Consider the following 22,371-nt stretch of genomic DNA (forward strand, 5'->3'; position numbering starts at 1 on the left):
CGTTCCCGGTGGGGGGGGCGGTCAGGGGAGCTGCGGGTAGAGCGCGGCGACGCCGCCCGCGAGCCCGGCCTGCACCTGCCGGCTGACGTCGTCGGTGACGATCTCGTACGCGTCGGCCTCGATGCCGTCGACGCCGATCCGGGCGATCTCCGCCGGGTCGGACTTGGGGCCGTCGATCGTCGCGGCCATGTCGGTGTCCATGTAGCCGACGTGCAGGCCGGCGACCCGCACGCCCCGCTCGGCGAGCTGGAGGCGTAGCGCGTTGGTCATCGCCCACTCGGCCGACTTCGCCGCGCCGTACGCCGCGTGCAGGGGGAAATTCACCCAGGACAGCACGGACAGGACGTTGAGGATGGTTCCGCCACCGTTGCCGGCGATGACCGGCGCGAAGGACCGGATCATCGACAGGTTGCCGAGGTAGTGCGTCTCCAGCTCCAGGCGGATCAGGTCGAGGTCACCCTCAAGCAGGTCCGCCCGGCTGTCGATGCCGGCGTTGTTGACCAGCAGGTTCACGTCGCCGGCCAGCTTCGCCGCGGCGGCCACCGAGGCGGGGTCGGTGATGTCCAGCCGGACCGGCGTCACGCCGGGCAGGTCGACGCTGTCCGGGTTGCGCGCGCCGGCGTAGACCGTTGCTCCGCGGGCGACGAGCTCGGCGGCCAGGTGCCGGCCGAAGCCCCGGTTGGCGCCGGTGACGAGGGCGGTGCTTCCAGCGATCTTCATGGAGTGCTCCAGGGTTCGTGGCGGCTTCTCGACCGGAACGCTATCCGGCTGACTTCTGTTAGGCAAAGTCAGGTAGGTCACGCGACGGACGGACGGGAATCGGGAATACGACCCGGAGGCGCACACACCCGCGGCGGTGACGACTCGTATCCTTTGCGCGAACCTCCGTACGAGCCGAGAAGGGAGACGGTGTGAGCAACCAGGCCGAGACGTTGGAGTTCCAGGCCGAGGCGCGTCAGCTCCTGCAGCTGGTCGTCCACTCGATCTACTCGAACAAGGACGTCTTCCTGCGGGAACTCATCTCGAACGCGTCCGACGCACTGGACAAGCTGCGGCTGGCGACGCTCGTCGACAAGGACCTCGTCGCCGACACCGACGACCTGCACGTCGCCATCGAGGTCGACCGGGACGCGCGCACGCTGACCGTGCGGGACAACGGCATCGGGATGACCCGTGACGAGGTGGTCCGGCTGATCGGCACGATCGCCAAGTCCGGCACCGCCGAGCTGCTGCGCCAGCTCCGCGAATCCGCCGACGCCCGCGCCTCGCAGGAACTGATCGGGCAGTTCGGCGTCGGCTTCTACGCCGCGTTCATGGTCGCCGACCGGGTCACCCTGCTGACCCGCAAGGCCGGCGAGACCGGCGGCACCCGCTGGGAGTCCACCGGCGAGGGCACCTACTCGATCGAGTCCGTCGACGAGGCGCCGGCGGGCACCGCGGTGACCCTGCACCTCAAGCCCGCCGACACCGAGGACAACCTGCACGACTACACCGCCGAGTGGACGATCCGCGAGATCGTCAAGCGCTACTCCGACTTCATCGCGTGGCCGATCCGGATGAGCGTCGAGCGCTCGCGGGCTGAGGGCGAGCCGCCCACCAGCGAGGAGCAGACCCTCAACTCGATGAAGGCGCTGTGGGCGCGTCCCCGCGACGAGGTCGACGCCGCCGAGTACAACGAGTTCTACAAGCACGTCAGCCACGACTGGGCCGACCCGCTCGAGGTCGTGCACATGAAGGGCGAGGGCACCTTCGAGTACGAGGCGCTGCTGTTCCTGCCCAGCCACGCCCCGCTGGACATGTTCTCCCCGCAGGGCCGCCGCGGCGTGCAGCTCTACGTCAAGCGCGTGTTCATCATGGACGACTGCGAGGCGCTGGTCCCCACCTACCTGCGCTTCGTCAAGGGTGTCGTCGACGCCCACGACCTGTCGCTGAACATCTCCCGCGAGATCCTCCAGCAGGACCGGCAGATCCAGATCGTCCGCCGCCGCCTGGTCAAGAAGGTCCTCGCCACCGTCAAGGACCTCAAGGCCAACCACGCCGAGCGCTACCGCACCTTCTGGACCGAGTTCGGCGCGGTGGTCAAGGAAGGGCTGATCGACGACGCCGACAACCGCGACACCCTGCTGGAGATCCTGTCGGTCGCGTCCACCCACGACGCGGCGGAGCCCACCGACCTGGCCGGCTACGTGTCGCGGATGAAGGACGGCCAGACCGACATCTGGTACGCCACCGGTGACTCCCGGACCACCATCGAGAACTCCCCGCACCTGGAGGCGTTCCGCGCCAAGGGCCACGAGGTGCTGCTGCTCACCGACCCGGTCGACGAGGTGTGGGTCGAGCGCGTCGGTGAGTACGACGGCCGGCCGTTGCGCTCGATCGCCAAGGGCCAGGTCGACCTGGACACCGACGAGGAGAAGCAGCAGGCCGAGGCCGAGCGTGAGCAGCAGCGGCAGGAGTTCGCCGCGCTGGTCGACTGGCTGGGCACGACCCTGGCCGACAGCGTCCGGGAGGTCCGCCTGTCCTCGCGGCTGACCACCTCACCGGCCTGTGTGGTCGGTGACGCGCACGACCTCACGCCGACGCTGGAGAAGATGTACCGGGCGATGGGGCACGAGGTCCCCTCGACCAAGCGGATCCTGGAGATCAATCCGGGTCACCCGCTGGTCGCCGGGCTGCGCAAGGCCCACGAGCAGGGCGATTCCGGCCCGGCCCTGACCGAGACCGCCGAGCTGCTGTACGGCCTGGCGGTCCTCGCCGAGGGCGGCGAGCTGGCCGACCCGGCCCGGTTCACCCGTACCCTCGCCGACCGGCTGGCGCGCACCCTGTAAGCCTCCTCGCGAACTGTCTCGCCTCGTCGATCATGGAGTTGTGGTGGGTGACAAAGCGCTCATCACGGTGCCTGACAGGCACCATGACTCCATGATCGACGAGGTCGGCAGACCGTGACGTCGCCACCGGTCAGCGACCGGGGATCACCAGGCCGGATTCGTAGGCGATCATGACTGCCTGGGCGCGGTCGCGCAGACTCAGTTTGGCGAGCAGGTTGCCGACGTGAGTTTTCACCGTGTGCTCGCTCAGGTGGTGGTGGGCGGCGATCTCGGCGTTCGACAGACCGGCCGCGATCAGGCGCAGGACGTCCGTCTCGCGGGCGGTCAGGGCGGTCACCGCGGCGGCGAGCGCCGGGTCCGGGTGGCCGCGTCGGTGTAGTTCGCCGATCACCCGGGCGGTGACGCCGGGAGCGAGCAGCGCATCGCCGGCGGCGACCACCCGCACCGCGTTGACCAGGTCGGCTCGTGGGGCGTCCTTGAGCAGGAAGCCGCTGGCACCGGCACGCAGGGCCGCGTACAGGTAGTCGTCGGTGTCGAACATGGTCAGGGCGAGGACCCGGCTCGGGGTGAGTGAGCAGACGTGCCGGGTCGCGGCGACACCGTCGAGAACGGGCATCCGCATGTCCATCAGGACGACGTCGGGACGGTGGTCGAGGGTGGCCCGCACGGCGGCGGCGCCGTCGGGGGCCTCGGCGACCACCTCGATGTCCGGCTCCGCGCAGAGGATCGTGGCGAATCCGGCCCGGAACAGGTCCTGATCGTCGGCGAGCACCACACGCAGCATCAGACGGCCACGGGTGCGCAGAGCGGCAAGGTGGCGGTGACGGTGAAGCCGTGGCTTTCGGAGGCCGGGCCGGTGCGCAGGGTCCCGCCGCAGGTCCGGGCGCGCTCGCGCATGCCGACGATCCCGTATCCGGGCACCCCGACGCCGACAGCCCGGTTGCCGCGACCGTCATCGGTGATCGACACGGTCAGGGCGTCCGCGCTGTAGCTCAGCAGGATGCGGACCGATCGGGCCTCGGCGTGCCGGACCACATTGGTCAGGGACTCCTGCACGATCCGGTAGGCGGCGACCCCGACGTGCGCGGGCGGTTCGACCGGTGGACCGAGGGTGACCTCGGACTGAGATCCGGCGACGGATCCGCACGGCGGGGGTGAGATGGTGAGGACGGCGTCGAGTCCGGTGGCGCGGACGCGTTCGACGAGGACGGGCAGGTGGGCCAGGCCCGGCTGGTCGAGGGACTCATCGGCGGGTTCGTGCAGGCTGCCGACCGCGCGGCGGAGCTGGACGACCGCGTCCCTGCCGGTGGCCGCGATCGTGGCGAACGCCGCGTCGGCGCGGTCCGGGTGGGGGCGCACCAGAAGAGGTCCCGCCTCCGCTTGCACGATCATGACGCCGACCGCGTGGGTGAGGATGTCGTGCAGGTCCCGGGCGATGCGCGCGCGTTCGCGCAGCACGGCCGCCGCACGTTCACCGGCGACGCGACGATCGCGTTCGGCGTGGGCCATGGCCTGGGTACGGCGGGCGCGGGCGCTCGTGCCCAGGGCGTACGCGAAGCTGTAGGCGACCACCAGGTACCGCAGCACCTCCACGTCCGGGTGTGGATAGAGCAGCGAGACCAGCAGGCCGCCGGCGGTGACCAGGATGCCGAGCAGGCGGATCGGCAGGGCGGCCCGCGCCGCGAACGTGTAGAGGCAGACGAGCGGACCGACCGGCAGCAGCGGGGGTGCGCCGAGCGAGGCGGAGACGGTCGTGGCGAGGCCCACGACGACGGCGACCTGGACCAGCGCGCGGTCACGCCACAGCACCGGGACCGAGGACGCGACCGCGAGCGGCAGCACCCACCAGGCACGGGGACCGCCGGCCAGGGCGGGTAGCACGGTCGCGGCCACGGCGGCCACGGTGACGGCGAGATTGACGTACCGCTTCACGCCGGCAGTATGGTCTCGCCGGGCGCTGCCGCGCCTCCCTCCACAGGACCAGATCACCTCCAGTTCGTACGGCGATCCGCCCCGGCCGCTCCCGCCGCACGATCGACGCATGACGACGATCATCGCCGCGCTCCTCAGTGGACTGCTCTGGCTCGGTGGTTCCGGGCTGCACCCGGTTGCCGCGCTGACCTGGCTCGCCCCGATCCCGCTGATCCTCGCCTCGGTGCGGGTACGCCCGAGGACCGCGCTCGGTGCGACGGTTCTCGCCTGGTCGATCGGCCAACTCGGCATTGTCGGGTACTACCGCGGCACGCTGCGACTACCGGTCTTCGTGGTCGGCGGCGTGTTCGTGCTCGGCCTCGGCCTGGCAGCCGGCACGGTCCTGCTCGCCCGGACGCTCCTGCGGCACGGGCGAGTCGGGACCGCTGTTCTCACCGTGCCGTCACTGTGGGTGCTGGGCGAGTACGCCGCGTCCCGCCTGTTGCCGCACGGCGCGTGGTGGAGCCTCGCCTACACGCAGGCGGACGTCCGCCCGGTCATCCAGCTGACCGCGCTCACCGGCGTGTGGGGCGTCACCTACCTGCTGCTCGCCGTCCCGATCGCCCTCGCCGCCCTGCTCGCAGGCCTGCGACCCACCCGCACCGCTCGGCTCGACGGCCCACGCCCGGCCCTCACCTGCCTGCTCGCCCTCCTGCTCGGCGTCGGCGGATGGTCGGCCTGGTCACTGAGTCGCTCCCCGGAGCCGGCCGAGCCGCTGACCGTGGGCCTCGTCGCGCTGCGACAGTCCGAGGACGGGCTCCCGATCGACGAACCGTCCGGGCGGGACCTGCTCACCCGGTACGTTCCGCGGGTCTCGGACCTGGCCGCGCGCGGGGCGCGGATCGTCGTGCTGCCGGAGAAGGTGTTCGCCGTGACAGACGCCACCCTGCCCCTGCTCGTCGAGGCGCTCCAGCAGACCGCGGCCCGGGTCGTCGTCGGCGTGGTGCTGCGGCGGGCCGGGACCGCGAGCAACGTGGCGCTGGTGCTGGACCCGAGCGGAACGATCAGGACGTACGAGAAGCGACATCTGATCCCGGGCCTGGAGGACTGGCTGACGCCGGGCGGCGACGAGGTGATCGTGGACGGGCGGTTCGGCGTGGCGATCTGCAAGGACCTTGACTATCCCGGTCTGGTCCGGCGGTATCGGGCGCAGGGCGTCTCGGTGCTGCTCGTCCCCGGCCTGGATTTCACCTCCGACGGCTGGCTGCACAGCCGGATGGCCCTCGTCCGTGGGGTGGAGAACGGGATCACCGTGGTCCGCGCCGCCGCGTTCGGCCGGCTGACCGTCACTGACCCGGGCGGCAGGGTCGTGGGCGAGGCGACCGCCGGTGACGCGGAGCTGCTGGTCACGGCCGCTCCGACGGCGGGGTTCGGCACTGTCTATTCGCGTACGGGAGACTGGTTTCCGATCGTGTCCCTGGTCTTGTTCGTGATCTCCGTGGGAGCGGCGGTGGGCCGGCCCAACAGCGGGCCCCGCCGTCACGACCCGTCGGCCGCCGTGAGCCGTTGACGGATCCGCTGCGCGTCCGGGTGGCCCAGCTCGTCGAGGATGCCCAGCGCCGCCCGCCAGCTCCGCGCCGCTTCCGCCGGGTCGCCGGCGTCGACCAACGCCTCCGCCAGGTGCGTCAGCGTGTCCGCCTCGTAGTACCGGTCCCGGAACTCCCGGTACAGCGCCAGCGCGTGCCGGTAGGCGATGACCGCCTCCGCTGGTCGTCCGGCGCGGTGCTGCGCGTAGCCGAGGGTGTCCCACGTGGGCGCCTGGCCCTGCCGGTCGTCGAACTCGCGCAGCAGCTCCAGCGCCTGCTGGCACGCCTCAACGGCGGCGTCGTGCTCGCCGAGCTGGGCCCGGTACCAGCCGACCGCGTTGAGGGCCATCGCCTGCCCGTAGCGATGGCCCGCCTCGCGGTACAGCGCCAACGCCGCCTCGGCATGCCGGACCACCTCGGCTCGCCGGCCCTCCCGGTCGGCCACCTCGGCGAGATCGAGGTAGGTGTGCGCCTGGTTGGCGGGGTCGCCCAGCTCGCGGAACAGCTCCAGCGCCCGCCGGAGCTGACCGGGCGCCTCGTCGAGCCGGCCCAGCCGGGCCTGCGCCCGCGCCAGGCTGCGGTGCGCGTACGCCTGCCCGACCGCCGCGCCGCCGCGCCGCGCCGCCGCCAGCGCCGTCCGCTGCACCGCCAACTGGTCGTGCCAGCCGCCCTGGCGGTCCAGGAAACTGGTCAGGCTCCACGCCAGTTGCCAGGCGTGCCGGTCGGCGCCGCTGGCGGCGCACCGTTCCACGAGCGCGATCAGCACGTCGCGCTCGCGCGTGAACCACGCCATGGCCTCGTCGTGGTCGCCGAACTTCTCCGGCCGCACGCCGGCGACGGCCGGGGCGAGGGTGATCGGATCCCAGTGCGGATGCAGCAGCACGGCCGCGGCGTGCGCGCTGTGCAGGTAGTGGTCGAAGAGTCGGCCGCGCGCCTCGGCCCGGTCGCCGGCTGGGTCGTGCTCGGCGGACAGTTCGGCCGCGAACGCCCGCAGCAGGTCGTGCATGGCGTACCGGTCCGGGGCACGTTCCAGCATCAGGTGCGCGTCCGCCAGCTCGGCGAACGCCGCCTGGACGGCCCGCCGGCCGGCACCGACGAGACTGACCCCGGCCGCCGTACTCACCGTCACGTCCGTGCTGCCGCCGACCAGCCGGAACAGCCGCGCGGTCGGCACCGACAGCAGCCGGTACGACCAGGACAGCGCCGCCCGCACGCTGCTGTCGTGGTCGCCCGTGTCGAGCCCGTCCAGCCGGCCGCCGGCCCGGAGCTGCGCGCCCAACTCGGCCAGCGGCAGGTGGGGCCGGACCACCGCCCGCGCCGCCACCACGACCAGGGCCAGCGGTAGCCGGTCACAGAGTCGGACCAGATCGTCGACCGCGGCCCGCTCCGCCTCCGCCCGCGCCCCGATCCGCGCGTACAGCAGGGCCTGGGCGTCGTCGGCGCTGAGCAGATCCAGCACGACCGCCTCGGCGCCCTCGGTGGCCACCAGACCGGTGAGCCGATCCCGGCTGGTCACCAGCACCAGGCAGCCGGCCGCGCCCGGCAGCAGCGGCCGTACCTGCGCGGCGTCCCGGGCGTTGTCGAGCAGCACCAGCACCCGCCGACCGGCGAGCAGGCTGCGGTACAACGCGGTCTGCGCCTGCTCGTCCGCCGGCACCTCGCGCGGCGGCACCCCGAGCGCGGCCAGGAAGCCCCGGACCACCTGCTCCGCGCTTCGGACGACGCCGCTGTGGCTGTAGCCCTCCAGATTGGCGTAGAGCTGCCCGTCCGGGAACTGCCCGGCGACCCGGTGCGCCCAGTGCACGGCGAGGGCCGTCTTGCCGACCCCGCCCGCTCCGGAGAGCACGGCCAGCGGGACGGCCCCGGGTCGTTCCTCGGCGGACGCCCGCAGCGCGTCCAGACGGTCCAGCTCCGAACGCCGCCCGGCGAAGCCCCGGACATCCGACGGCAACTGCGCGGGGACCGGGCGGTCCGGCCGCGACGGGGCGACGATGACCGCGGCGGCCGGCACGGGGGACACCTCCGGGGTCGGCGAGGTGACCTCGCCGCGCAGGATGGCCTGGTGCAGCTGGCGAAGCTCGATGCCCGGGTCCACACCGAGCGCGTCGGCGAGCCGGTCCCGCAGTCGGGCGTAGTACGTCAGTGCCTGCGCCCCGCGACCAGCCGCGGCCAACGCGTGCAGCAGCACGGCGGCGACCGGTTCGTCGAGCGGGTGCTCGTCGGCGAGCCGGGTCAGCGGATCGATCACCGCATCCGGCTCGCCCCGTCGCAACAGCCCACGGGCCCACTGCACGGCGGTGTCGGTGTGCCGGCGGTGCCAGTCCTGCCGGACCCGGGCCGCCCACTCGCCCGGCAGCCCCGCCAGCGGCTCGCCACGCCACAGCTCAAGCGCCCTGCGCAGCAGTTCCACCCGTTCGGGGTCCCCGTCGGGCAGCCCGTCGGCACGCTGCCGCAGCGCGTCGAAGTGCGGGCCGTCCACTGTCTCCGGTGGCAGGTCCAGCAGGTAACCACCCGACCGTCGCGCCAACACGTCCGGCGCGCCCGCGTCGGCCAGCACCCGGCGGAGCCGGGCGAGGTAGACGTGCAGGTTGTGGCGAACCCGGGGCGGCGACGCGTCGCCCCAGACCCGGTCCACCAGAGCGTCCAGGTTCACCGGTCGGCCCACGTCGACCGCCAGTGCGGCCAGGACGGCGCGCTGGCGGGCCGCTCCGGCATCGACCGGACGGCCGTCCGCCCAGACCTCGACCGGCCCGAGGACCCGAATCTCCATGAACCGCCGCTCGCTGCACCGCCGGTCGCCCCACCGGCACCCCCGGGACAGCCGGATTGAGGTTCCGGCAGGAATTCGTCGACCTTCCGCGCAGATCATCGTTGCTACAAGGACATCGATCAACGTGATGTCGGCAACTCGACTCGCGGCCGGTTCCGGTCGTGACGACACCGGAGGTCACCATCGTGCGAAGTGCTCTGCGAAGGCTCACGTCCGCGCTGCTCGGTACGATCGCCGTGGGCGCCACGCTCGGCGTCGCCCCGAGTCCGGCCCAGGCCAACTACGCCTGCCCGTCGGGTCTGCTCTGCCTGTACGCCGGGGCCAACTTCAGCGGCGACATCTTCCTGCTCGACGGTCCGTACAACGGATGCAACGACGTCCCGCTGCCCTCGTACTTCCGCAACCGGGCCCAATCGATCATCAACAACCGGCCGTCCGGCACCGTCTCCACCTTCTGGGACAACGCCAACGCCACCGGCCTGCTCGGCTACCAGCACGCCTATGGCTACCGGGCGAACCTGGCGTACGACTCGGCCGCGATCGGGGGGAACTGGAATCAGCGGATCGAGGCGGTCCGGGTCTGCTGATCCATGAGCGTCGCCGCGCAGGGGGGGAGCCGGCGACGCCGCACCGGGGGAGGGGCCGCCACGGCGCCGGCCGGAGTCCGCGAGGGCTCCGGCCGGCGCTGTACGGCGGTCAGCCCGGGTAGTAGCAGACGTTGGGAATGACCGGGCCGCCGTTGACCCCGAAGATCGCGAAGCCCATGTACGCACGTGTCTGCGGGCCGTACTCGCCGTCCTCGGCGATGTTCGCGTACACGATGTCCTCATTGATCTTGTGCTGGGCGTACCGGACGGCGTCCCGGGTCTTCGGACCGTAGTTCCCGTCCAGGCTGAGCGACCGCGCGTAGCAGTTGTTCAGCGCCTCCTGGAGCACCAGCACCGCGGAGCCCGAGTGGCCGTAGGTGAGGTAGCAGCTTTTGTTTCCGGTCTGCCAGCCGACGGTGGGCACGTGCATGTCCGCGCCGCCCGGGTAGCCGCCGACCCGGTAGAAGGTCAGGCTGGTGCACGGGCTGGACGCCTGTGCGGCGGTCGGCGCGGACAGCGTCAGGCCAGCGCCGGCCAGTAGGGCTACGAGGACGGCTGCGGCGCGGCGACGGCCGTTGCGACTCTGCTGGAGCGGCATGATCTCCTCCTGGGGTGTCGTTTCCGGGACGGACCCGGTGTGCTCCAGAGCATCGCTACCGCCCGTCTACGGTTTCCTGTCCGAACGTCAATTCACCGGGACGGCAGGCCCTGATCGGAAACGGTCCATGATGGCCGCTGCACAGGTGGACGTCCTCCGCAACCGCTGGCCGCAGCGCCCCGCGTGAGCCGGTGAACAACTTCACAAGCGGTGGGCGACCGTCACCCACCGTGCCTACCGTCGGTCGGGTCCACCACCGTGGACGCCGCGACCGGCAACGCCAAATCCTGCCCCCGGTCGTCGGAAACAGAACCCGGGCAGGAGCGGGGGACCCAACGTTCCTCGGTGCATGTCACCTCGGGGTGAAGCCGCCAGCGCGCGGCCGGGCTCCTCGGCCCGAACCCGACAGCTCACCTCGCCGGCGTGGAGGAATGATCCATGACGTCTGCGTACACCCCCCGTCATCGACGGGTCACCACCCGCCGCGTCGCCGTCGGTACCCTGGCGGTCGGCGCGGTCACCGGCGCCGTCGCCCTCTTCGGCCCGGCGGCCCCGGCCCAGGCCGGTGTCAACTGGGACGCGATCGCCCAGTGCGAGTCCGGCGGCAACTGGAAGATCAATACCGGGAACGGCTACTACGGCGGGCTGCAGTTCTCCCAGGGCACCTGGGCCGGCTACGGCGGCACGAAGTACGCCGCCCGCGCCGATCTGGCCAGCCGTGGCGAGCAGATCGCGATCGCCGAGAAGGTGCTCGACGGGCAGGGCATCGGCGCGTGGCCGACCTGCGGCCGCAAGGGCGGCTCGTCGGGCGGTACCTCGACGAAGTCCACCGCGAAGTCCCCGACGAAGTCCACCGCGAAGTCCCCGACGAAGTCGACCTCCAAGTCGTCGACGTCCACCTCCGGCAAGGAGCGGCCGGCACGCGGCGACCAGCCGGCTACCCGTGGTCACGAGCGGACCGCCCCGGCGGCCGGCGGCGACACGTACGTGGTCGCGCCGGGGGACACCCTGTCGGAGATCGCCGAGCGGCACCCCCGCAGCGGCGGCTGGCAGGCCCTGTACGAGCGCAACCGTCAGCTGATCGGCGCGGACCCGGGCCTGATCTTCCCGGGGCAGCGGCTCGCTCTCTGACGTACGTACCGACGAACGCTCGGCCGGGTCACCGGCCGAGCGTTCGTTCGTCTGGCGCTGTCCTCGCGGGACGGGTCACGCCGCCGAGGCGGCCGACCTCGCCTCGCGGCGGGCCATCACGTCGCCGTTCCAGCCCCAGCGCTGCGCCGGCGCGGCGGCCTCGGCCGTCCAGCCGGTGCCGCCCCCGCCACCGTCGATGGCCGTCTCGACCGAGTCGGGGGTGCTGCGGGCCAGTCGCAACGACTGCTCGGCGGTCGTACGCGCCGCACACGGCCAGGACTGGCCGGCGCACTGGAGGTTGCGGCAGCGACCCTCGTCGTCGGCCTCGTGGGCCTCGAGCACGTCGACCGCGAGCTGCCAGAGCAGCGGGTCGGTCACGTCGCCCGGACGTTCGGCACGACGGCTCGGTCGGTTGCTGGTCTCGTCGGACATGGGCCCCCCTCGTCAGGCTTTCCCCTCAAGACTTCACCTGTGTGCGGCCGGCTAAACCGCCGACCTGCTGTGATGTGTCTCCGGTCGCAGCAACCGGGGCGCTCTAGTCCGGCAATAGCGGCATCTCGACACCGGGAGCGCGGCCGAGCAGCGCCGCCCGGGTGAGCGCCGTCGAGCCGAAGCGGTCGCGGACCGCGTCCACGGCGGCGTCCAGGTCGGCCCCGGTGTTGGCTTGGAACGGCAGCTCCGGCTGCACCGGGTTGTCGTCCAGGTTGCCGACCGAGACGCCGAGCAGGGTGACCCCGCGCCGGTCGATCTCCGGTAGGGCGGCCCGCAGCAGTGTCCGGGCGGCGGCGAGCAGTGCGGTGGTGTCGGCGGTCGCCTTGGGCACGGTGTGCGAGCGGGTGGCGCGGGTGTAGTCGCCGAAGCGGAGTCGCAACACCATGGTGCGTCCGGACCGTCCGGCCGCCCGCATCCGTCGGGTGACCCGGTCGACCAGACCGGCGAGGATGGCGTCCAGTTCCTCCGGCGCAGGTGGGGTACGCCCCAACGCGTGCTGCGCGCCCATCGAGCCCCGCCGGCGGCCCACCTGCACCGCCCGGGGGTCGCGGTTGTGGGCGAGAGCGTGCAGGTGCCGGCCGGCGCCGGCCCCGAGCAGGGACACCAGCGCGGCCTCGCCGAGCCGGGCCACGTCCGCGACGGTACGGATCCGGCGTTCCCGCAGCTTCGCGGCGGTGACCGGACCGACGCCCCAGAGCCGTTCCACCGGCAGTGGATGCAGGAACGCCGTCTCGGCGTCGGGGGCGACAACCAGCAGCCCGTCCGGCTTCGCCACCGCGCTGGCCACCTTCGCCAGGAACTTCGTCCGGGCCACACCCACCGTGATCGGCAGGCCGACCCGGTCGCGGACCTCCCGGCGCAGCCGCTGGGCGATGTCGGCCGGCGTGCCGACCAGCCGGCGCAGCCCGCCCACGTCGAGGAACGCCTCGTCGATGGAGAGCCCTTCGACCAGCGGCGTGGTCTGGCGGAAGATCTCGAACACCGCCCGGCTGGCCTGCGTGTACGCCGACATCCGGGGCGGCACCACGATCGCGTCCGGGCAGAGCCGTCGTGCCTGCTGACCCCCCATCGCGCTGCGCACACCCCGCGCCTTCGCCTCGTAGCTGGCGGCCAGCACCACGCCGCCGCCGACGATCACCGGCCGTCCGCGCAGGCGCGGGTCGTCACGCTGCTCGACCGACGCGTAGAAGGCGTCCAGGTCGGCGTGCAGGATGTGGGCGTCGTGCGACACGTACACATGTTCGCATGACGGCCGGTCGTCGCGGCAGTGAGCTGGGAGAACGCCCGCTCAGTCGAGGCAGAACTCGTTGCCCTCCGGGTCTGCCATGACGATGTGACCGGCGCCGAGCGGGGGAGCGGGCTCGTGTCGGGCGAGCCGTCTGGCACCCCGAGCGGTGAGCCGGTCGGCCTCCGCCTCCAGGGCCGCCATCCGGTCGTCACCCGTCAGCCCCGGCGCGGCCCGCACATCGAGGTGGACGCGATTCTTGGCCTGCTTGCCCTCCGGCACCCGCTGGAAGAACAGCCGTGGCCCCGCCCCCGTGGGGTCGACCACCGCCGACGCGTCGTTGCGTCGCTCCGGCGGCACGCCCATCGCGTCCAACGCGGCCTCCCACGAGTCGAAGCCCCCGGGCGGGCCCTGCAACTCGTAGCCGAGGGTGTCGGCCCAGAACGCCGACAGGGCGGCAGGATCGGCAGCGTCGAACGTTATCTGCACTTCACGGGCCATGGCAGCATCCTCGTTTCCGGTCCGGTCGGTCATGTCGCCATCCTCTCGCGACGGACCGACAGGATCGGTGCGACAGCGGGTGCGGTCCGGTCACAGGTCGTCGAAGGGGCGGGCGTAGCGGAATTCGCCCCGGATCGATCCGTGCCAGGCGGTCAGCGGTCGGGCCATGAAGTACTGCGGGCCCCACGGCTGCGGCGGGGTGACGCCCAGATCGACGGCCGGCCGGAACCCGAAACGCGGGTAGTACTCGGGGTGCCCGAGGAGCACCACGAGCGCCTCGTCTCGGGCGTCGGCCGCGCCCAGGACCGCGTGCATCAGGGCGCTGCCGACCCCGCGTCGCTGCCAGCCGGGCAGCACGCCGAGCGGCCCGAGGCCCAACGCCACCGGCGCACCGGCCACGCGGGCCCGCGTGGCCACCACGTGACCCACCACCAGGCCGTCCGTATCGACCGCCACCAGGGAGTACGCGGGCAGCCACCCGTCGTCGACGCGCAACGCGTCCACGAGCGTCGCCTCAACCGGCAGGCGACACTCGCCACCGCCGTCGGTGCTCCTGGTGGCGGTGTCCGTGCTGGGCCCGTGCTCCGGATCGTGGTCCGGATCGTGGTCCGGCCCGTGGCCCGGATCGTGGTCCGGATCGTGGTCCGGCCCGTGGCCCGGATCGTGGTCCGGCCGGTGGCCCGGATCGTGCTGCGGCCCGTGCTCCGGATTGTCGGCAGGGCCGTGGTCGGCGGCGGCGAAGGCCGCGGCGTGCACGGCCCGGATGGCGTCGATATCGGCGGGGGTCTCACGTCGGATCAGCACCGCGCCACCATAGGTCGGCCGGGAACACGACTCCACGAGTTATTCGCGCGGCGCCGGATGACGCCGAAGGAGACTCTGGCGGACCCGCTTCTTGGGGGGTGTCGGATGGCACCGCAGAGGCCTCGGGGCGGAAGCACCACAAGAAGCGTGATGCCTGTGAGTCATCAAGATGACTCACAGGCATCACGCTCTTCGGGCGGCGGGCCGGTGGGGCGCGGGCCGGTGGGGCGGTAGGCCCGGCGGCGGTTGGCGGCGGCCCGGTGGCCCGGTGGCCCGGTGGGCCGGTTGGGGCGGTAGGCAGGTTGGCGGCGGGCCGGCGGGCCGGTAGGCGGCGGGCCGGTGGGGCGGTAGGCGGCGGGCCGGTGGGGCGGTAGGCGGCGGGCCGGTGGGGCGGTAGGCCCGTTGGTGGTTGGTGGTTGGTGGTTGGTGGTTGGTGGTTGGTGGTTGGTGGTTGGCGGCGGGCGGCGGCGCGGCGGCGCGGTGGGCGGCGGGCCGGCGGCGCGGTAAGCGGCGGGCCGGTGGGCCGTAGGCAGATTGGCGGTGGGCCCCGTGGGCGGCGGGCGGCGGGCGGTGGGCCCCGTGGGCGGCGGGTCGGTGGGTCGGTGGGCGGGATCAGCCGACGGCGGTGGGTGACGGCGGGGCGCTGCCGCCCTGGGGCGCCTCCGGGATCATCAGCCGGATGATCTCTTTCTGGTCGGCAGCGGAGGGCAGGCCCCAGTGCGGGCGGTACCCGTACACCTCGTGCAGTGGGGTGGAGCCGGTGCGGCCGTCCAGGATCTCCACGGCGTCCGTGCCGATCAGGCCGGGGTGTTCCACGCCGCAGGCCTCGGCGACCTTGGTCAGGTCCCGGCGCAACGTCGCCAGGTAGTTGGCCGCCCGGACGGATTTGAGCGTCGGGTCGAGGCCTCGGGCCAGCCACGCGTTCTGTGTCGCCACCCCGGTGGGGCATGTGTCGGTGTGGCACTTCTGCGCCTGGATGCAGCCGATCGACAGCATCGCCTCGCGGCCCACGTTGACCATGTCGCAGCCGAGTGCGAACGCCACCACGGCGTTGTCCGGCAGGCCGAGCTTGCCGCTGCCGATGAACACCACCCGCTCGTGCAGGTCGTGTTCCGCGAAGACCTTGTAGACCCGGGAGAAGCCCTGTTGGAACGGGAGCGACACCGAATCGGTGAAGATCAGCGGCGCGGCGCCGGTGCCGCCCTCGCCGCCGTCGACCGTCACGAAGTCGACGCCCCGGCCCGTGTCGCGCATCAGGCCGGCCAGCTCCTGCCAGAAGCTCAGGTCGCCGACCGCAGACTTGATGCCCACCGGCAGGCCCGTCTCGGCGGCCAGCAGCTCCACCCAGTCCAGCAGGCTGTCGCAGTCGGAGAACTCGGCGTGCCGCGACGGGCTCACGCAGTCCCGCCCGGCCGGGATGCCCCGGGTCGCGGCGATCTCGGCGGACACCTTCGCTCCGGGGAGCAGGCCGCCGAGGCTCGGCTTCGCCCCCTGGCTCAGCTTGATCTCCAAGGCGCGCACGGGAGCACCGGCGACGAGGTCCTTGAGCCGGTCCAGACTGAACCGGCCGTGTTCATCGCGGCAGCCGAAGTACGCCGTACCGAGCTGGAAGACCAGCTCACCGCCGTTGCGGTGGTACGGCGACAGGCCACCCTCGCCGGTGTTCTGCAGACATCCGGCGAGGGCGGCGCCCTTGTTCAACGCGGTGATGGCGTTGCCGGAGAGCGAGCCGAAGCTCATTCCGGAGATGTTGACCACCGACCCTGGCCGGAAGGCGCGCGCTCGACCCCGGGCCGCGCCGAGCACCTTCGCGCACGGCAGTCGGACGTCGTGCCCGGCCGTCGGCGACGACGGTGGCACGGCCCGGCCGAACGTGCGGTGCTTGATGATCGGGTACCCGGGCGTGAACTCGATGTTGTTGTCCGTACCGAAGCCGAAGTAGTTGTTCTCCTGCTTGGCGGACGCGTACACCCACCGGCGCTGGTCCCGGGTGAACGGCCGTTCCTCGTCGTTGCCCGCCACGATGTACTGCCGAAGCTCCGGCCCGATCGCCTCCAGCAGGTACCGGGCGCGGCCCAGCACCGGGAAGTTGCGCAGCAGCGCGTGGTCGCGCTGGATCAGATCCCTCGCGGCGAGCGCCGCGACGGCGGCGGCGACCGCGGGTACGGCTCGACGGGCCCAAGTCATGCCCAGCACTCTTTCCGCCCGCACCGCCGGCCAAACCGACCGGTCGCGCCGACGCGCTGGTCAGGACCCGGGCTGGGAGATGTTGACCAGCCAGCCAGCCAGCCAGCCAGCTAGCCAGCCAGCCGATGCCGCATCGTCGCAGGCCGACGGAGGGCCGACAACGAGGCGCGCGGCTTCGCGCTGGTGATGGGCCCGGTGCGGTGCGGGTTCGACCCGCACCGCACCCGGTGGCTCAGCGGTGCCGGAACGACTCGCGGACGGACCCGCCGACGATCGTGCACCACGTGCTGGTGCTGAGCTTGCCGTTGCGGGGCAGGCCGTGCAGCGCCTGAAGGTCCTGCACCGCCTTGCGGGTGGCATGGTCGTAGGCCCCGGTGACGGTGACCGCGTACCCCTTCTTGGCCAGGATCTCCTGCACCGCGGTGACCGGCGCTCCGCTCGCGTGCTGGTCCAACTCGGGCGCCAGCGTCTCCCAGGTCGCCGTGGTCAGCGTGGCGTCCACGTCCACCGGGATGCCGTTGCGGGCCTGCCAGTCCTGCACGGCGGCCACGGTCGCGGCGTCGAACGTGCCGCTGACCGTCACGGCGTAGCCCCGGAAGGCCAGCAGGTGCTGCACCACCCGGACCGACGGCGAGTTGACGAACCGCCACAGGTCGGGCCAGCGACGGGCCGGCACGTCACCGAGCGAGGTGCCGAGGGCGGCGTGCACGCGCCGCCGCAGCTCGGGGAACTGCCGGTAGAAGGCCGCGCCCGGGCAATCGGTCGTGCGGAAGTCCCAGTGGCCGAAGATGTCGTACGCGTGCAGCCCGTACTGCCGGCTGATCGCGACGCAGAGCTTGACCAGCGAGTCGGTGAGCGCCTCCGGTGGCGTCTCGGTGACGTAGGTGCCCTCGTTCTCGATGCCGATGGCCCGGCCGTTCTCACCCGGGCAGTGCGCCGCGATCATCTGGCGGTCGCCGGCTTCGAGGCGTTCCAGGCTGCCCCGGCGGCCCTCCAGTACGTAGCCGCCCCGGCTCACCGTGAAGTGCTGACCGGTGTCCGACCAGCCGTTGCCGTCCATGTGCAGGTCCTGGCAGTCGTGGGCCAGCTTGACCGCCTGCTCGCGGGAGTAGTCGGTGACGTTCGGGAATGCCATGTGATGCACGATGATCTTGTTGGTGGCGATGGCGCTGACCGACAGCGGGTCCGCCGGTGGGCGGGCGCCCCACTCGTCGCAGCTGATGATCCAGTCCAGGTCCGTGCCGGGGGCGGCCTGCGCCGCGCCCGAGAAGGCGAGTTCACTTCCGACGACGGCGACCGCGGCCGCGCCGAGACCGGCGCGCAGCAGTGTCCGGCGGTCCACTTCGGAATGCTCGACGTGCATGACAGCTCCTCCTGCGGCCGACGGCGGGGGGATGAAAAGTAGCTCCAGTGGCCGCACGCAACACGGAGAATATTGCCAGACCCGCCGGCGCGCCAGGGGTCGGCGGCGTTTCCCTGCGGGCTGGTGGGGGTAGGTGGGGCGGACTATCCCCGCTGCCCCTAAGGAATGACCAGATGAGTGACAACGTCAGCGACGCGGTGGGCGACGCCCTCCGCTCGGTGATGCTCTTCCTGCCCAAGGCCGTCGCCTTCGTGGCGATCCTGGTGGCCGGATGGCTGATCGCCAAGGCCGTGTTGAAGATCGTGGAGAAGATCCTCGAGCGGGTCGGCTTCGACCGCGCCGTCGAGCGCGGCGGCATCCGTCGGGCGCTCAACCGATCCCGGTACGACGCCAGCGACATCGTCGCGAAGCTCGTGTACTACGCGGTGCTGCTGCTCACCCTCCAGCTGGCCTTCGGCATCTGGGGCCCCAACCCGATCTCCGACCTCATCACCGCCGTGGTCGCGTGGTTGCCCCGCGCCTTCGTCGCGATCGTCATCGTCGTGGTCGCCGCCGCCATCGCCAACGCCGTCAAGGACATCATCGGCGGCGCGCTCGGCGGGCTGTCGTACGGCCGGGCCCTGGCGGGCATCGCCTCGGTGTTCATCCTCGGCCTGGGCGTCATCGCCGCGTTGAACCAGATCGGCGTGGCCACCGCGGTCACCACCCCGGTGCTGATCGCCGTGCTGGCCACCGTCGGCGGCATCCTCGTGGTCGGAGTCGGTGGTGGCCTCATCCGTCCGATGCAGAGCCGCTGGGAGTCGTGGCTGACCCGCGCCGAGCAGGAGTCGCAGCTGATCGCCACGTACACCCGCGCCTACCGTGCCTCCCGCGCCGAGGCCGAAGCCGAAGCCGCCCGCGCCGAAGCCGCTCGTGTCGAGGAGGCTCGCGCGGCAGAGGCCCGTGCCGAAGCCGCTCGTGTCGAGGCCGAAGCGGACCGCTCGACCGCCGCCCGCGCCGACGCGGACCGCACGCCGGCCGTCGGCCGCCCCTTCGAGGCGGACCGCACGTCGGGGACCACCCTCCCGTCGGATGCCGACGTCACGCAGGTGACGACCCGACCCGCCGACCCCGACGCCACGCAGATGGTGACCCGGCCGTCGGACGCGGACAGCACGCAGATCGTGACCCGCCCGTCGGACGCGGACGCCACGCAGATCGTGACCCGCCCGTCGGACGCGGACGCCACGCAGATCGTGACCCGGCCGTCCGACGCGGACGCCACGCAGGTGACCCCTCGTCAGTCCGATCCCGAGGTCACGCAGGTGGTCACCCGGCCGTCGGACGCGGACGCCACGCAGGTGCGGCCGTCGACCGATGACACGACGCAGGTGGTGGGCCCCGGCCGGGAGGCCGACACGACCCAGGTGATCAGCGGCGGTGCGGTCCCCGGGCAGCGCACCGGCGACGACAGCGAGACCACGACGGTCATCCCGCCCGTGGATCCCGACCGGCGCTGAGCCGGGTCGGGCCGAGCGGCGGGCCAGCGGGGCGGAATCCACCGGGATTCCGCCCCGCTCCCGTCTCGCTCGGCCCGTCGAGAAGCCTGGCCGGGGTCGGCGCGGCCGGTCTACCATCGCCGACATGACCTGGCGACATTGATCCCGCCCCGTAGGCCACACCCGTGGGCCACCGCGGACACCGCACGTCCGGTGTCCGCGTCCACTCCCACGGGAAGGCCCCCATGAACCATCTCGCCGCGCGCGTGCCCGACCCGGCGGTGCGCCGCCTCTCGGCGACCCTCTACGGGTACGCGTTCCTCAGCGACCTCGTCCTGCTCTACCCGCTGTACGTGGTGCTCTTCGCCGACACCGGCCTGTCGGTGGGGCAGATCTCGTCGCTGTTCGTCATCTGGTCGGGCGCCGGAATCCTCTTCGAGGTGCCGTCCGGCGCGTGGGCCGACGTGGTCTCCCGCCGGCTGCTGCTGTGCCTCGCCCCGCTGGTGACCGCCGCCGGCTACGCGCTCTGGGTGCTGCTCCCGTCGTACCCGGCCTTCGCGGTCGGTTTCCTGCTCTGGGGCGCCGGCGGCGCGTTGGTCTCCGGCGCGCTGGAGGCACTGGTCTGGACCGAGTTGGCCCGCCTCGACGCGAGCGACCGGTACGCCCGCGTGCTCGGCCGCGCGCGCACCGCGGGCGTCCTGGGCGTGGTGGTCACGGGGGTGCTCGCCGGCCCGGTGTTCGCCGCCGGTGGGTACCCGGCGGTCGGCGCGGGCAGCGTGCTCGCCTGCCTGCTCGCCGCGACCGTCGCCACCCGGTTCCCCGAGCACCGCCCGCCGCCGGACGCGCCACCGCCGCCTGTCGCGCCACCCTCCGTCGCCCTGCCACCGCCCATCGCCCCGCCACCGCCCGTCGCCCCGCCACCGCTCGTCACCCCGGACGACGACGCGCCGCCGGTCGTGGCGTCCGGTCCGGACGACCACGACGACGAGCTGACCTGGACCGGGACGCTGCGGGCCGGTGTGCGGCAGGTCCGTACGCGGCCACCCGTGCGGGCCGCCGTGCTGCTGGTCGCCGTGGTGGCCGCCGACTGGGGAGCGCTGGACGAGTACACGCCGCTGCTGGCCCTGGACACCGGCGCTGACGCGCGGGCGGTGCCGCTGCTGCTCCTGTTGCTGTGGGCCGGCGTGACCGTGGGCGGGCTGCTCGCCCCGGTGGGCGAACGGCTCGGCCGTCGGGGCTACGCCGCGCTGCTGGGGCTCGTCGCGCTGGCGCTGGCCGGGGGCGCACTCGTCCGGCACCCGGCCGGTTTCGTGCTGCTCGCGGTGGCGTTCGCGGCCGCGCAACTGGCGACTGTCCTGGCCGACGCGCGACTACAGGCCCGGATCACCGGCGGCAGCCGCGCCACCGTCACCTCACTGGCCGGGATGCTCACCGACGTGCTGATCATCGGGACGTACGCCGGGTACGGGCTGGTCGCCACGGCGGCCGGCAACGCGGTCGCGTTCGCGGTGGCCGCCGGGGCGTACCTCGTGGTGGCGCTGGTGGTGCGGGGTCGCCGACGCCGCCCCGCGGCCGTGCGTGACGACGTCGCCGCGGCCGGTGCGCGCGGCCCGGGGTGAGGTCGTGGCCCGGCGGCGGTCCCGCCGTCGGCCGTCGTCGTAGGTCGGCGGGGCCGTCAGGACAGTTCGCCGTCGAGGTAGACCCAGCGACCGTCCGCGCGGACGAAGCGGCTGCGTTCGGTCAGTGTGCCCGGCCGACCGGCCTCGCGGTAGTGGGCGTGGAACGTGACCGTGCCGGTGGCGTCGAGCAGACCACCGCGCTCGGTCTCGACGATCTCCAGCCGGGTCCACCGCTGTGCCGGGTCCAGTTCCAGCCGTTCCGGCCGGGTGTCGGAGTGCCAACTGCGCAGCAGGTAGCCGGTGTCGTTCCGCGCGAACGCGCTGAACCGGGAGCGCATCAGCGCCTCGGCGGTCGACGCCTCGGCGGTGCCGCCGTGCACGGGGGCGCAGCAGTCGGCGTACGCCCCGCCGGACCCGCACGGGCAGCGCCCGCCGGTCGTCGCGTCCGCCCGCCGGCCTCGTCCCGCTCTGCCCACCGGCCCATCCTGCCGTACCCGCCGGCCGGCCGCGAGAACCGGTCGCCCACGCGTCGACGGACAGTGATGGTCGACGATCGCCCCTAGAATCCCCAACATGACGCGTTCCCCGGCGGTGTCGCTCGCTCCGAACGTCTGGCGCATCCCCACCGTGGGGCGCTCGGCCGTCAACTCGTACGCCTTCGTCGACGACGACGGCAGCGTGACGCTCGTCGACTGCGGGCTGGCCAAGGCCCCGGCCCGGATCGTGCGCGGGCTGGCCGCGATGGGCAAGACGCCGGCGGACGTCACCCGCATCGTGCTCACCCACGCGCACCCCGACCACGCGGGCGGGGCGGCCGAGATGTCCCGCCGTACCGGCGCGCCGATCGCCGCGCACGCCGCCGACGTCCCGTACGCCGAGGGCGGCCACAACCCACCGGTGGACCCGGCGGTGACCGGCGGCCGGTTCTTCACCCGGATGGCCGGCGGCCGGTTTCCGGCCGTCCAGGTGGCGCAGCCGCTCGCCGACGGCGACGTGCTCGACGTCGGCGGTGGCCTGCGGGTGGTGCACACCCCCGGGCACTCGCCCGGTCACGTGTCACTGCTGCACGAGCCGACCCGACTGCTGATCACCGGGGACGCGCTGTTCAACGTGCTCGGCGTCCGCTGGGCCCCGAAGCTGTTGTGCAGCGACTACCGGATGACGCGGCAGACCGCCCACGTCTTCGGGGAGTTGGAGTACGACATCGCGGCGTTCACCCACGGCCCGGAGCTGACCGACCGGCCCCGCGAACGGATCCGCGCCTTCCTCGCCCGCCGCCGATCCTGACCCC

Annotated in this window: 18 protein-coding genes, 1 pseudogene and 1 riboswitch; of the genes and pseudogenes, 7 read left to right on the top strand and 12 right to left on the bottom strand. The window is 72.9% G+C overall.

Annotated features, from left to right (window positions below; translation table 11 throughout):
- Positions 1 to 21 precede the first annotated feature (21 nt).
- Positions 22 to 720 carry an SDR family oxidoreductase gene (locus AB0I89_RS07175; protein ID WP_357121569.1) on the bottom strand — a complete coding sequence of 233 codons (699 nt, stop codon included), beginning with the start codon at positions 718 to 720 and terminating at the stop codon, positions 22 to 24.
- Positions 721 to 911: 191 nt separating this feature from the next.
- Between AB0I89_RS07175 and htpG the strand changes: the two genes are divergently transcribed.
- Positions 912 to 2,828: a molecular chaperone HtpG gene (gene htpG / locus AB0I89_RS07180; protein WP_357121572.1), complete on the top strand. Its 1,917-nt coding sequence runs from the start codon at positions 912 to 914 to the stop codon at positions 2,826 to 2,828.
- Positions 2,829 to 2,958: 130 nt separating this feature from the next.
- On the opposite strand, the gene AB0I89_RS07185 is transcribed toward htpG, so the two are convergent.
- Both AB0I89_RS07185 and AB0I89_RS07190 read right to left on the bottom strand, forming a co-directional pair.
- Complete coding sequence (locus AB0I89_RS07185) at positions 2,959 to 3,612, bottom strand: response regulator transcription factor (protein ID WP_357121575.1); 654 nt, start codon at positions 3,610 to 3,612, stop codon at positions 2,959 to 2,961.
- A complete protein-coding gene (locus AB0I89_RS07190; protein ID WP_357121578.1) occupies positions 3,612 to 4,760 on the bottom strand; it encodes a histidine kinase in 1,149 nt (382 codons plus the stop codon). Before AB0I89_RS07190 ends, AB0I89_RS07185 begins: the two co-directional genes overlap by 1 nt.
- Positions 4,761 to 4,869: 109 nt before the next feature.
- On the opposite strand from AB0I89_RS07190, the gene AB0I89_RS07195 reads away from it, so the two are divergent.
- Positions 4,870 to 6,309 (top strand): nitrilase-related carbon-nitrogen hydrolase, encoded by a 1,440-nt coding sequence (locus AB0I89_RS07195; protein WP_357121581.1) that lies wholly within the window; start codon positions 4,870 to 4,872, stop codon positions 6,307 to 6,309.
- On the opposite strand, the gene AB0I89_RS07200 is transcribed toward AB0I89_RS07195, so the two are convergent.
- Positions 6,279 to 9,095 carry a BTAD domain-containing putative transcriptional regulator gene (locus AB0I89_RS07200; protein ID WP_357121584.1) on the bottom strand — a complete coding sequence of 939 codons (2,817 nt, stop codon included), beginning with the start codon at positions 9,093 to 9,095 and terminating at the stop codon, positions 6,279 to 6,281. The two genes, AB0I89_RS07195 and AB0I89_RS07200, sit on opposite strands and share 31 nt — an antisense overlap.
- 185 nt (positions 9,096 to 9,280) lie before the next feature.
- Here AB0I89_RS07200 and AB0I89_RS07205 point away from each other — a divergent pair, with 185 nt between their 5' ends.
- Complete coding sequence (locus AB0I89_RS07205) at positions 9,281 to 9,682, top strand: peptidase inhibitor family I36 protein (protein ID WP_357121587.1); 402 nt, start codon at positions 9,281 to 9,283, stop codon at positions 9,680 to 9,682.
- Positions 9,683 to 9,791: 109 nt separating this feature from the next.
- On the opposite strand, the gene AB0I89_RS07210 is transcribed toward AB0I89_RS07205, so the two are convergent.
- On the bottom strand, positions 9,792 to 10,280 hold the full coding sequence (locus AB0I89_RS07210; protein WP_357121590.1) for a peptidoglycan-binding domain-containing protein: 489 nt from the start codon (positions 10,278 to 10,280) through the stop codon (positions 9,792 to 9,794).
- Between the two features lie 268 nt (positions 10,281 to 10,548).
- A riboswitch (cyclic di-AMP (ydaO/yuaA leader) is annotated at positions 10,549 to 10,719 on the top strand.
- Between AB0I89_RS07210 and AB0I89_RS07215 the strand changes: the two genes are divergently transcribed.
- On the top strand, positions 10,719 to 11,411 hold the full coding sequence (locus AB0I89_RS07215) for a transglycosylase family protein (RefSeq protein WP_357121593.1): 693 nt from the start codon (positions 10,719 to 10,721) through the stop codon (positions 11,409 to 11,411). (Overlaps the previous riboswitch by 1 nt.)
- Positions 11,412 to 11,486: 75 nt before the next feature.
- Here the strand turns inward: AB0I89_RS07215 and AB0I89_RS07220 are convergent, their stop codons facing one another.
- From AB0I89_RS07220 to AB0I89_RS07245, 6 genes are all read right to left on the bottom strand, one after another.
- Complete coding sequence (locus AB0I89_RS07220; protein WP_357121596.1) at positions 11,487 to 11,843, bottom strand: hypothetical protein; 357 nt, start codon at positions 11,841 to 11,843, stop codon at positions 11,487 to 11,489.
- 103 nt (positions 11,844 to 11,946) lie between these two features.
- A complete protein-coding gene (dinB, locus tag AB0I89_RS07225; protein ID WP_357121599.1) occupies positions 11,947 to 13,134 on the bottom strand; it encodes a DNA polymerase IV in 1,188 nt (395 codons plus the stop codon).
- Positions 13,135 to 13,191: 57 nt separating this feature from the next.
- Positions 13,192 to 13,629: a VOC family protein gene (locus AB0I89_RS07230; RefSeq protein ID WP_357122181.1), complete on the bottom strand. Its 438-nt coding sequence runs from the start codon at positions 13,627 to 13,629 to the stop codon at positions 13,192 to 13,194.
- Positions 13,630 to 13,719: 90 nt separating this feature from the next.
- The gene (locus AB0I89_RS07235; RefSeq protein ID WP_357121602.1) at positions 13,720 to 14,433 is read right to left on the bottom strand and encodes a GNAT family N-acetyltransferase; all 714 of its coding nucleotides are present in this window, start codon (positions 14,431 to 14,433) and stop codon (positions 13,720 to 13,722) included.
- Positions 14,434 to 15,045: 612 nt separating this feature from the next.
- Entirely contained in the window at positions 15,046 to 16,620 is a 1,575-nt protein-coding gene (locus tag AB0I89_RS07240) for an FMN-binding glutamate synthase family protein (RefSeq protein ID WP_357121606.1), read from the bottom strand.
- Between the two features lie 232 nt (positions 16,621 to 16,852).
- Positions 16,853 to 17,983, bottom strand: coding sequence for an N-acetylmuramoyl-L-alanine amidase (locus AB0I89_RS07245; protein WP_357121609.1), 1,131 nt, complete (start codon positions 17,981 to 17,983; stop codon positions 16,853 to 16,855).
- A gap of 173 nt (positions 17,984 to 18,156) precedes the next feature.
- Here AB0I89_RS07245 and AB0I89_RS07250 point away from each other — a divergent pair.
- Together AB0I89_RS07250 and AB0I89_RS07255 are read left to right on the top strand one after the other, a co-directional pair.
- A pseudogene (locus AB0I89_RS07250) lies at positions 18,157 to 18,879 on the top strand (hypothetical protein); the annotation flags it as partial.
- Positions 18,880 to 19,706: 827 nt separating this feature from the next.
- Positions 19,707 to 21,080: an MFS transporter gene (locus tag AB0I89_RS07255; protein WP_357121612.1), complete on the top strand. Its 1,374-nt coding sequence runs from the start codon at positions 19,707 to 19,709 to the stop codon at positions 21,078 to 21,080.
- 56 nt (positions 21,081 to 21,136) lie between these two features.
- Here the strand turns inward: AB0I89_RS07255 and AB0I89_RS07260 are convergent, their stop codons facing one another.
- Positions 21,137 to 21,556 carry a YchJ family metal-binding protein gene (locus tag AB0I89_RS07260; protein ID WP_357121615.1) on the bottom strand — a complete coding sequence of 140 codons (420 nt, stop codon included), beginning with the start codon at positions 21,554 to 21,556 and terminating at the stop codon, positions 21,137 to 21,139.
- A gap of 97 nt (positions 21,557 to 21,653) precedes the next feature.
- On the opposite strand from AB0I89_RS07260, the gene AB0I89_RS07265 reads away from it, so the two are divergent.
- Positions 21,654 to 22,367 (top strand): MBL fold metallo-hydrolase, encoded by a 714-nt coding sequence (locus tag AB0I89_RS07265; RefSeq protein WP_357121618.1) that lies wholly within the window; start codon positions 21,654 to 21,656, stop codon positions 22,365 to 22,367.
- Positions 22,368 to 22,371: the final 4 nt, after the last annotated feature.

Origin of the sequence: Micromonospora sp. NPDC049801, assembly GCF_040656575.1 — a bacterium.
Taxonomy (GTDB): domain Bacteria; phylum Actinomycetota; class Actinomycetes; order Mycobacteriales; family Micromonosporaceae; genus Micromonospora.